The sequence below is a fragment of the Candidatus Latescibacterota bacterium genome (assembly GCA_019038625.1).
Taxonomy (GTDB): domain Bacteria; phylum Krumholzibacteriota; class Krumholzibacteriia; order Krumholzibacteriales; family Krumholzibacteriaceae; genus JAGLYV01.
In genome coordinates this window covers 1-11,520 of the sequence record JAHOYU010000142.1, presented here as the reverse complement: position 1 = coordinate 11,520, position 11,520 = coordinate 1, and the positions used below count along the sequence as shown (strand labels likewise).

General features: G+C 47.3%; 8 protein-coding genes. 7 read left to right on the top strand and 1 reads right to left on the bottom strand.

The features are described 5' to 3' along the window. Positions 1–82: 82 nt before the first annotated feature. The 7 genes from KOO63_10835 (at position 83) to KOO63_10805 (ending at position 10,657) form a co-directional block, all read left to right on the top strand. On the top strand, positions 83–1,243 hold the full coding sequence (locus KOO63_10835) for a 4Fe-4S binding protein (protein ID MBU8922300.1): 1,161 nt from the start codon (positions 83–85) through the stop codon (positions 1,241–1,243). Positions 1,244–1,600: 357 nt separating this feature from the next. Beyond that, a complete protein-coding gene (locus tag KOO63_10830; protein ID MBU8922299.1) occupies positions 1,601–5,812 on the top strand; it encodes an FG-GAP repeat protein in 4,212 nt (1,403 codons plus the stop codon). A gap of 473 nt (positions 5,813–6,285) precedes the next feature. Continuing rightward, on the top strand, positions 6,286–6,882 hold the full coding sequence (locus tag KOO63_10825; GenBank protein ID MBU8922298.1) for a hypothetical protein: 597 nt from the start codon (positions 6,286–6,288) through the stop codon (positions 6,880–6,882). A gap of 220 nt (positions 6,883–7,102) precedes the next feature. Next, positions 7,103–8,227 carry an HNH endonuclease gene (locus tag KOO63_10820; GenBank protein ID MBU8922297.1) on the top strand — a complete coding sequence of 375 codons (1,125 nt, stop codon included), beginning with the start codon at positions 7,103–7,105 and terminating at the stop codon, positions 8,225–8,227. Positions 8,228–8,353: 126 nt separating this feature from the next. Continuing rightward, complete coding sequence (locus KOO63_10815; GenBank protein ID MBU8922296.1) at positions 8,354–8,521, top strand: DUF4062 domain-containing protein; 168 nt, start codon at positions 8,354–8,356, stop codon at positions 8,519–8,521. 18 nt (positions 8,522–8,539) lie between these two features. After that, positions 8,540–9,400, top strand: coding sequence for a hypothetical protein (locus KOO63_10810; GenBank protein MBU8922295.1), 861 nt, complete (start codon positions 8,540–8,542; stop codon positions 9,398–9,400). Between the two features lie 114 nt (positions 9,401–9,514). Continuing rightward, entirely contained in the window at positions 9,515–10,657 is a 1,143-nt protein-coding gene (locus KOO63_10805) for a hypothetical protein (GenBank protein MBU8922294.1), read from the top strand. Positions 10,658–10,965: 308 nt separating this feature from the next. Here KOO63_10805 and KOO63_10800 read toward each other — a convergent pair whose 3' ends face one another. Beyond that, positions 10,966–11,508, bottom strand: a complete 543-nt coding sequence (locus KOO63_10800; GenBank protein ID MBU8922293.1) for an IS110 family transposase — start codon at positions 11,506–11,508, stop codon at positions 10,966–10,968. Positions 11,509–11,520 lie beyond the last annotated feature (12 nt).

The window sequence follows — 11,520 nt, the reverse complement described above, 5'->3', positions numbered from 1 at the left end:
GTTCCTGTATAGTGCATCTAGAATGCTGAGGCGCGGAACTCTTTTAAAGCATCACAATCGAATCTATTAAAAGGGGGATAAAATGGATCACAGATCGTCCAGGAAAATACCTATGGACCGCCGGGAATTCATGGCTACGACAGCAGCAGCCGGATTTGCCTTGATGATTCCAAAATTCGGGCCTTTTAAGGATAATCCTGAATCTATAGAGAAATATTATAGTGCCCTGGCCGATGCCCTGAACAAACTTCCCAATGCTTTTCCTCGAACGGAGTCCGGGATAGAGCTGGTGCTTCTTAGAAAGATCTTCACAGAGGAAGAAGCCTGGCTTGCCGGACAGATGACTATCCAGGCAGAACCTGTATCAGGAATCGCGGAACGTGTCGGCCTGACCGTAGAGGAGACTACTAAACGTCTGGATAAATTATCCAACAAGGGAGCGGTATGGGGAAGAGGCGGGCATTTCAGGCTGGCACCATTCGTTGTCGGGATCTATGAAGCCCAGGTATGGAGCATGGATCATGAAATGGCCCATCTGATGGAAGATTACATGGATGAGGGTGGTGCTGAATTTATGAGGTTTCAGCCGGCCATCCACCGCGTGGTCCCCGCACAGGGCTCCGTAAAGACAGACTGGATCCTTCCGTACGACGATGTGAAAAAAGTCATTATGGCAAACAAATCGTTTCGTGTGAGGGACTGTATCTGCCGGGTACAACAGGATCTTCTGGAAGAGAGAAAATGTGATCTTCCCCTGAAAGTCTGTCTGAATTTTACTCCTTTTGAAAGACCGCCGAGCGATCGGGATATCACCAAAGAAGAAGCCCTGAAAATGCTGGATGATACAGAAAAGGCTGGCCTGGTCCATTGCGTCACTAATATCGAAGAAGGATTCTATTACGTCTGTAATTGCTGCGGATGCTGTTGCGGCATTTTAAGAGGGATCACGGAATTCGGCATTGAGAAATCCGTGGCAGCTGCGAACTATTTTTCCGTCATCGATCCCGAGACTTGCACGGGATGTGGACTTTGCATCAAGCGATGTCAGATGAAGGCGATCAAAGTTGACGAGGGGATCGCGGTGGTCGATAAGGAGAAATGTATTGGTTGTGGATTGTGTGTCACCTCCTGTGCATTTGAAGCCGTGCGAATGCAGCTTAAACCGGAAGAAGACATTATTCATCCTCCGAAGAATTTTGGTATATGGGAACAGGACCGCCTGAAAAACAGGGGATTGATATAGGGCCGGGGTAAAACCTGACTTTGCCGGCAGTGCAGAGATCACCTGCCTTAGATGCAGGAAGTCGCAGGCTGCCCGAATACTCAAGGGATAAGCTCAACAAATAGAGCTATCCTGTTGTGTAAATATAAATTGACAAATCATATCCGATATTATACAATCGTGCTTCCAAGTTGATACGGTTGCAGTAAATACATGCTTTGCTCTTCATCTCAAGGTCTCTGCGCCGTTTTATTTTATGCGGTAAAGATATTGATTACATAAATATGTTTGTACTAAATGTGTCTCCGTTTGACAGGGCAAGCTGACGTAACCCAACGTATCGATAGCTCAAAACTCTTAACATCGTGGAGGTCTTCTATGTGGCGCCGTACTTTTTTTGAGGTTTCCATTCCGAATGTCCTTTTTCTTTGTGTGCTTCTGGCGGTAGTCGTTGCTCTGCCGGGCAACGCCATCGCACAGGTACAGGTAAAGGATTACAACGAGATCAACAGTGTATACGGCCTGCCCGGATTGCCGGTCGATCTGGGAGACTACTTTGGCGCGGCTATGACACAGCTGGGCGACCTGGACGGCGACGGGATATCCGAACTTGTCGCCGGAGCCCGCGACGATGTCTGGATTATGTTTCCCGACTCCCGTGGACTGGTGAAATCATACACGCGCATCAACTCCACATCAGGCGGCTTCACCGCGCTCCTTGAGTCGGGCGATTCGTTTGGATGGTCCGTCGAAGGCATCGGGGATCTCGACGACGACGGCATAGCCGACCTGGCCGTAGGAGCTTATGGCGACGATGATGGAGGGGACGCAAGGGGAGCTGTCTACATACTCTTTCTCAACGCCGACGGCACCGTCAAATCGCACCAGAAGATAAGCGCCACACAGGGAGGATTCACTGGCACCCTTGACAATTCGGACTTCTTCGGGAGCAGCCTGGGCGAACTGGGCGACCTCGATGGTGACGGAGTGGAGGACCTTGCCGTTGGAGCCTTTGGCGACGATGACGGGGGGAGCAGCCGCGGCGCATTATGGATACTTTTCCTCAACACCGACGGTACGGTGAAATCATATCAGAAGATCAGCGACACCGCGGGAAACTTTACCGGGACGCTGGACGACGTGGATTACTTCGCCAACTCTATCACGAACCTTGGGGACATAGACGGAGACACCGTGATCGATATCGCCGTGGGCGCGAGGAATGACGATGACGGAGCGTCGGGCGCAGGTGCGGTATGGGTACTCTTCATGAACACCGACGGAACGGTCAAGGCTCACCAGAAGATAAGCAGGCTCGAAGGAAATTTCTCTTTTGTGCTGGAGTCGGGTCAGGCTTTCGGCGAGGACCTCGCTTCTCCCGGTGATATAGATGGTGACGGGACGAACGACCTGGTAGTCGGTGCACCGAATCAACATTCGACATATTCCTACAACTACCAGGGGATGGTCTTCTCCCTGCTTCTTAATTCTGATGGGACAGTCAAGTCTTACGCGAAGATCGACCGGACCTCCTTCGCAGGAAATCTGCCCTCGTACGGGTATTTCGGCTACGGGATAACGGCCGCTGGCGATGTCGACGGCGACGGAATCGGCGACCTGGCGGTCGCAGCCTACAGGGACAGTGAGTGCGGAAGCAATGTGGGATCAGTCTACATCCTGCCGCTGGCAAGCGACGGATCCCTGAAGTCTTATTATAACAATAAGATAAACGGCACCATGGGCGGACTGATCGGGATGATGTTCGATTATGAGTATTTCGGTTCATCTGTAGCAGGGATAGGCGATATCGACGGAAACGGTGTGGGAGACATGGTGGTCGGTGCTACCGGGGACAAGGAGAGATACTCTTTTGTAGAGGGCTCGATATGGGTCCTTCTTCTCGATACGCTCGGAACAGTCGAGGACTACACCAAGATCAGCGCCGCTACGGGATGGCCGGATTCCGATCTCGGTTCATACTCGGAATTCGGTTGCGCGGTGGACTCCGTGGGCGACCTCGACGGTGATGGCTATACCGACCTGGTGGTAGGAGCTTCGCACGATTATGACGGATTCACGGAGGCCGGAGCCGTCTGGGTGCTTTTCCTCGATTCGGACCATACGGTGAAATCACATCAGAAGATAAGCTCCACATCCGGTGGGTTCACCGGCATCCTGGGAACGAGCGTACACTTCGGCTCTGCCGTTGCCGGCCTGGGCGACCTGGACGGTGACGGTGTGGAGGACATTGCGGTAGGTTCGAGCGGCGATAACAGTAATATGGGATCTCTCTGGGTCCTCTTTCTCAACACCGACGGGACGGTGAAATCGCATCATAAGATCGGCCAGTCTACAGGAGGATTCACAGGAACGCTCGATTACTCAGACCTGTTCGGTTCTGCAGTCGTCAATGCCGGCGACATCGACGGTGACGGTGTGACGGACCTGGCAGTCGGGGCGCCTTTAGACGACGACGGAGTAGGATACGATAAGGGAGCCATGTGGGTCCTGTTCCTGGACACCGACGGCACCGTACAGTCGCATCAGAAGATAAGCGCGCTGTCGGGCGGGTTCCCTTCCGCCGAACTTGATACCTACGATAGATTGGGATCTTCGCTGGCGGCCATCGGCGATCAGGACGGCAACGGTACCCCCGATCTCGCGGCCAGCGTACCATATGACGACGAGGGAGGCGGGGACAGGGGGGCGTTTTGGACCCTTTTCCTTAAAAGTGACGGTACTGTCGCCTCGTACGCGAAGATCGGTGACTATTCGGGCAACTTCAGCGGCACGCTGTATAGTTACGAACGTTTCGGTTCGGCGCTAGCCTTTCTCGGAGATCTCGATGGAGACGGTTTCGGCGACATCGCTGTCGGAGCCCACCTCGACGACAATTACGAATACAGCTATAACGCGAGGGGCTCGGTCTGGACACTCAGGCTCGAACAGGAGCCCGCCTCCTGCGCCGTGTCGCCCGCATCGATTGATTTCGGGATAATCGATTACGGAACGTACGTCGATACGACATTCACCGTTGTGAACACTGGCGGTGTGGAATTGACAGGTACTTTCTCGGAGGTCTGCGATGACTTCAGTATCATTTCGGGAGGGGGAGCCTATAGTATCGGACCCGATTCTGCACATGTCGTGACGGTCAGGTATGAACCCGTGGCCAGGGGCGTGCATGGATGTGTACTCGATACGGGAGACGATATCTGTTCGGACGTCGATCTGAGCGGAACCACTTCGACTACGGTCTCGGTCGTCACCGAGCCTGCGGGACTTTCCATAAGCGTGGACGGTGCTCCGTTCGTGGCTCCTTATCAATTCGTCACGGGTGTCGGGTATAGCCACGGTATCGGCACCGATTCGCTACAGGTTGAGGGTGACACGACATACGTATTCTCGGGCTGGAGCGACGGAGGGTTTGCGACTCATTCCTTCACAGCCGGCGCGGAGGACACGGTCCTCACGGCGAGCTTCGAACTTCTCACCAGCTGGGGCAGCATCGCTTCGATCGTGGACGTGCCCGATGACCAGGGAGGTTGGGCCAGGATGCACATCAGGAGATCGGTCTACGATGCTCCGGGAGAAGCCACCTACCCGATAACAGGATACAATATTTACAGGCGCGTGGATGAACAGGCTATGGTGGCCGGTATCCTGGAGACCGGAAAGAGACTTTCGAAAGATGATATCAGCAGCCTGGAACGTAGCGGCACGGAACGACCTCAGCTGCTGCCTGCCGAAGAAAGCGGAGTGATCGCCTGGGACGGCAGGATCTTCGTTAACATATCGGGCTCGACGCTTTCACTCGCGCCTCCCGGACTCTGGGAGGTTGTAACGAGCTTCTACGCGACACAGCAGGACCGGTACATCCAGCTCGTCCCCACGCAGGCGGATTCGTCCGGGACGATCCCATGGGAGGTATTCTATATCTCGGCGCATACTACCACTCCTGCAGTCTATTTCGAGAGCCCGCCCGACAGCGGATACTCGGTCGACAATATAGCGCCAGGCGTCCCTCTCGCGCTTGCCGTGGCCTACAACACCGGAAGTGGGAATGCGTTGACATGGGACATTTCCCCGGAGCCTGATTTCCAGTACTACAGGATATATCGTGGCGGCGACCCCGACTTTGTTCCGGTCCCCGGAGAGGAGGTCCACTCCACGGCGACACCGTACTGGACGGATACGGAGATCGGTGTCTCGGGGGTATACTACAAGATCACGGCACTCGATGATTCTGGTAACGAGAGCGACTCCGCATCGCCGGTCACAGTCACGGGAGATGACCTGCCATCAGTACCGAAGGCCTTTGCTCTGCGTCAGAACGTCCCGAACCCCTTTAACCCGTCGACTACTATAAGGTTCGATCTGCCACGCGCGGTACGGGTGAGCCTGGCCGTCTACAATGTGAAGGGTGAGCTTATCGCCACACTCGCCGACGGGGAGATGACAGAAGGCCGTAAGGAAGTCATCTGGAACGCAAGGGATGTCGGGGGAAACGCCGTGGCGAGCGGAATCTATTTCTACAGGCTCGTCGCAGGTGATTTCGTGCAGACGAAGAAGATGGTCCTGTTAAGATAAGAATTCCGGCAGCATAAAAATAGGGCGATACTGGTTCAAGTCCAGTATCGCCCATCATTACTTACACACGAATAATCAAGTACAGTCCATGATACAGAAGCCGGTATGGCAAACAAATCGTTTCGTGTGAGGGGAATAGCCCTGCGATGTCAAATATAGTTTACTAAACAAGAGCAGCTGGTGGTGGGGATTCCTACCGACAGCTTGCTTTTAAATCGTCTGCCAGGGCGCTTTAAGTCAAAATTAGGTAGTTAAAACGCAGTAATATGTGTTACTATCCTCCTCGGTATATTAAGAAGCGGATCATAGGGGCCAGTTTATCTCAATTTAAGTGCAATCAGCGTAGTTAATGCGACGGGTCGTAAGGTCTTCTATGGGCTAGCTTCAGCGCAACATAATGCTATGTTAGGTGACTAAAGAATTGTACCAATAAATGTTAACCTCTGCTGTTTAAACAAAAAGGAGGGGATATTGTGGATCTGAGTGAAATGAAATGGGACAAAATTCCTGCTGAAGTTGAGTTCAACCCAAAATTCATAAAACCCGATTATGTCCTTCCAGTATTTCAGGCTACTTTTTCTGAACACCCTGGGCCAGGGCAGTCTGTCAGGATTTGCGTAAGCTGTGATAATTTGTTCCCCTTAGAGTTCTGCCCTAATTGTGGGAATGATGGATTCGTCCCAGGCTTTGGATCAGAAAGAGTATTAGGACTCTTCTGCCATAAGTGTGAAAAAGGATTCTCTCGTTGGAAATGTCCAAATTGTGGAACAAGTAACCCTATTAATAGGTCTCTTGCCAAGCGAAAGAGTGGGTGTTTTATTGCATCTGTAGTATATAATTCTGAAGCGTCGCCATCGGTGTTAACTCTAAAATCATTTAGAGATGATTATTTGCTTGTTAACTGGTTTGGGAAACTGTTTGTGAATATCTACTATAAAATATCACCACCATTGTCATCTTGGCTTACTACTAGGAATATATTTAAGGCTTGTATTCGTAGAGTGATTCTTGATCCCATGGTGAAATATATAAACGCTAGATACTACGAGAATCAGAAAAACAGAAAATAATCTCATGAAGCCGCATTCTAAATTTAAATCACCTTGTTTTATAAACTGTTATTTTCTTAAAGTAATAAACGAGTCTGGTTACATAGAATGGTCACCTAACTCTCGATTGCAGCCGTCGGAATCTTCCCTGTCACGCCGGCTGCGGGGCAGCAGTCGCGTCAGGAAAGCCCGTGGCTGAATCGAAGGTTGTTAGCTGAAGCATTCACGAGGTTAATTGATTATGAGCGAGGATAGAAGTCGTTACATTTCCGTTCATGTGGCTCAAGAACTGCGAAATGCTGCACGAGACCGTTGCTCTTTACAGGGGCACTCCATTGAGCCAGATGAGATTCGTGAACGAATCGAAACAAATACACTACATATGCATCATGTTGTCTACTTTTCTGAAGGTGGGGATAACACCAGTAACAATCTCATGTTAGTTTGCCCGAACTGTCATGCAAAAATCCATCGGCGGCCAGATCTCTACCCTATCGAGACATTGCGACTTGCAAAATGGCACTGGGAATCGATGCCAAAGCTACTCCCTGAACAAATCGAAGATCCAACATGGCAAAGATCCTGCAATGATCAACCTTGTGTGCGTATACCGTTTGTCTTAGAAACATTCAACTTGCGTTATGAGCTTATTGTACCTGGCAATGCTATTATCAGACAGATTGCTGATTTTGTAGGAAATTTCGTTCTTCGTCCAGCTTTTGCCTTCTCCCGGACTGCTCCCTTTCCATCTATTCTGGCGCGTGCCGAGTTTGACCGCGTTGAGCTTGCATTACAATCCGACCCAGACACATTCTTACCTCCAGATTTGCTTATTAGTGAGCTAAATGTAGGTGAGGGAGATGCATTGATTGCAGCGTCTGATGTAAGAATGGTCCATATGCTTGCTCTTGAAGTCGAAAGAGAAAAAGAAGAGATTGAGCTTGAAACAGTCTCTTTACGCTGGGCTGCGGTCCCGAGAGACTTAGATTTACACTTCGATGTTGAAGGAGAAGGGCGAAGGGCAAGAGTATGGTATCGACACCTTGGTACTCTCAAGTCGTTCCCGTGGGCAAAGCTATCTGAGGATATTCGATGCGGATATGGCCCTGAGATTCTTTCATTCGGTTTGCTGGCAAAGGGTGTATACACAATCTCTGTGCATAACTATTCGAATGAGATTCCTTTGAGAGACTCAAAAGCCGTGATTGAGTTAAATATTAGAGGTGAGTCATATCAGTTCGAGTGCCCGTATGAGGGAGAGGGAAGATGGTGGTTGGTCTGTCGAATTGATGTGGACAGAGGCGAATTTGATAAGATTAATAAAATCACTGATTCGATTGAATTTCATGAAAATGATTTAATGTAAGCCATTGCTGAAAGTGGACAATATATGGGATTTAATTTATGAACGCTAACATCGGGCTGGACAAGGATGCGCGAAAAACCGCCTCACACGTGTCAGCCCGGGCGTTAGACTGCAATTGGAGGAAAATTGGAAAAACATTATCAAATATTTTTAAGCTCGACCTATGAAGACCTCAAAAAAGAGCGATTAGAAGTTATACGAGCCCTCCTTGAGTTAAATTGTATTCCATGTGGAATGGAATATTTTCCTGCGACTGATGATGATCAGTGGTCCTACATTAAAAAAATAATATAAGGGTGTGATTATTATATTGTGATTGTTGCTGGTAAATATGGATCTGTTGATTCGGATGCTGTTAGTTACACTCAGAAAGAATATGAATATGCGATTTTGGCTGGAATACCAGTAATTGGTTTTGTTCATTCAAATATTAAAAAACTACCTGCTGAAATGGTTGAAGAAGATCCTGAAAAGAGAAAGAAGCAAGAAAAGTTTAGGGGATTAGTCCAAAATAAATTGTGCAAAAAATGGTCTAACGTTGATGAATTAGGTGCTGTGGTCAGTCGCAGTGTAACTCAGATTATACAATCTCATGCGAGACCAGGTTGGGTGCGTTCAAATGCCATAGCATCTGAAGAGGCAACAACTGAAATACTATCACTCCGGAAGAAATTGGAAGTCCAATCCGATGAGTTAAAAAAATTAATAGTAAAACCACCGGATATTCCAGATTCTCTAGCGCGGAGCCAAGATAAAATTGAATTGGGATTTAATATTACATTTACGAATAATGAGGTCCCTCATGGTGATCAGTCACGGACTTTAGTTCAAAGAGGGACTAAGAAATTTACATGGGATCAAATATTCCTATCTTTTGCTCCTAACCTAATAGTCGAGGATAAGCTAGATAGGATTGCGATTGGAATTAACCGCATAATAAAAGATGACATTGAAGAAGCCCACAGCTCTCAATACGAATCGTACAAAGTGTCTTCTGTAAGTATACTACGTAATGATTTGAATCATATAAAAACTCAATTTTCTGCGCTTGGGCTAATTGAATTTCATAACAAAATGATCAATGAAAAACTTACTAAAATGTGCAAATTGACACTATATGGAAAAAAATACTTACATGAGACATTAGCTATTAAGAAAAAAGGATCAGTCTAACTATCGCTTGCAGCCGTCGGAATCTTCCCTGTTACGGCCCCTGCGGAGGCAGGGTCCGTAACAGGAAAGCCCGTGGCTGAATCGAAGATTGTTAGACATTTAGGAGACCTGCTTTTGAAGAATCTAAAAGGCAATGTTGTACTAGGTTGTTGGGGAATCGGAGGGACATTAAAAGATTCCTATATTCCTGAAAATTTCATAACGTTGCAAAATGGACCATTTGCTGGAAGACCTATCCCCTCTGTCAATGCTATCGGAATTAGAAATCTTTCTCTTGATTGGCATTTGCCTCCATTAGATAGGCATACATCCGATGGCATCGATTTAATGCCCTACATTCTTTATGATTATGTCACTATCGATTCTTTAGCTTTTGATTGCATGATAGGTTCTCGACAATCATTAATGAGCTATAAACCTAAAAAAGAAAACGTATTGATCCTTGAACGTCTTGCATCTGATGGGCATATCATAATTGAAGATTATTTTGAAATATTGAACAAACCTGAAATTGCAAACCGTATCGACGATCTAAATATAAAAGATCTTAGCGATCCTAATATTTTAAAACCAACCAAAGAATCGTTGGAGCTTTGGATTATGTTTTATAAAGATCTTTTTAATAAAACTGATATTGGACTTAATGAATATAAAACAATGATTAATGTATTGACGGCAAAAAATAGCAACAAGAATTATATTCTTAAATATCTATATGAATGTATTTCAGATATAAACAGGATTATGGTTCTTGCTCAAGAACTGAAATTACCAGTTTATGAGTGGGAAAACTATTTACAATATTGCAAATATAAATCATTGAAATCAATAAAAAACATTCCTTATCAGGCAGTCGGACAAAAATTATCATCATTATTTGATGTATTTATTCCTAATTTCCATATTAGGAATTACAATGAATTATTAGATATAAGAAATGATCCTAAACTAAATGCTGTTCGAAAATTTGTTAATTCAATCGGGAATACACCTATAGACAAGGATTTAGTTATATCGGCCAATCAAGATATTGTTGCAATGAAGAATAGACTAGAAACATTTTCAAAATGGATTAGCGTATCTGGTATTGTTTTAGACTTTATTGTTCCAAGTATAGCAAGCACATCAATTCAATATGCATCGAATGCAATTGTTAAAAATACTCTAGAGAAAAGTGTTGCGTGGCAAATGTTTTTTGTTGACCGCACTATCAAATATAAAGAGGCTAGTGTTATTAACTCAATTCGTGAATATTAAAATGTAAATGCATCTTTGATTTACCGATGTATACTTATGAAAGAATAGCAAATGCCTAACTATCGTATCTGGACTCCTCCTGGCAAGAGTTATTATTCTTAGATGGTGAAGGTGGTCTGATTGCAGTCGTATCTTCGGCCTCTGTGAGTGGAGATGCAGAGATCTCCGGGCCATGATGGAACGCGCGCACGAGGAGCCAATCAATTGCACGACCTCAAGGGCCACGATAGTTATCGGCTTCACCTCGCGCCGGTTCAGACCGGTACGCCATCTTATTCATATCTCCAAGCAATCAAAGGTGGGTTAATTCATCCGACCTCCCTTACAGAATTGAAGCGAGAGTCATTGATCCATACAGCCCATATAATACGAGCGAGCTTGTTAGCCAGAGCAACGGCAGCTTTGTTGTGTCCTCTGGTGCGTTCGATCTCCAGGGCCCAAGAGCGAAGGCGATCAGGATTCTTTGATCTCTTTGAAGCCCAGAGAACTGACCTTGCACCATGAACCAGGAGCATCCGAATATAAGAGTCTCCGCGCTTGGAGATGCGTCCGAGGCGTCTATGCAGGCCGCTGGAGTGTTCTCTGGGAGTAAGGCCGAGATAGCTGGCGAAATGGCGGCCAGAGGGGAAGCGATTTATATCACCCGTGAAAGCTACAATTGCAGTGGAACTCAGCAGGCCGATTCCGGGTATGGAGCGCAGTCGTCCTATGACAGGATCATCTTTAGACAAGGCCCTGAGGTTACGTTCGATATCTCGGATACGGATTTCGAGATCCTTGATCTCTTTACATGATTCGTTGAGAACAGTATACCGTCCCCCTTTGGAACTGGACAGATGATATGCTAATATCGAAGTTCAGTA

Bases quoted from the DNA above. Each gene is read 5' to 3' on its own strand.
- KOO63_10835 (MBU8922300.1), top strand. From the start codon at position 83: ATGGATCACAGATCGTCCAGGAAAATACCTATGGACCGCCGGGAATTC.
- KOO63_10830 (MBU8922299.1), top strand. From the start codon at position 1,601: ATGTGGCGCCGTACTTTTTTTGAGGTTTCCATTCCGAATGTCCTTTTT.
- KOO63_10820 (MBU8922297.1), top strand. From the start codon at position 7,103: ATGAGCGAGGATAGAAGTCGTTACATTTCCGTTCATGTGGCTCAAGAA.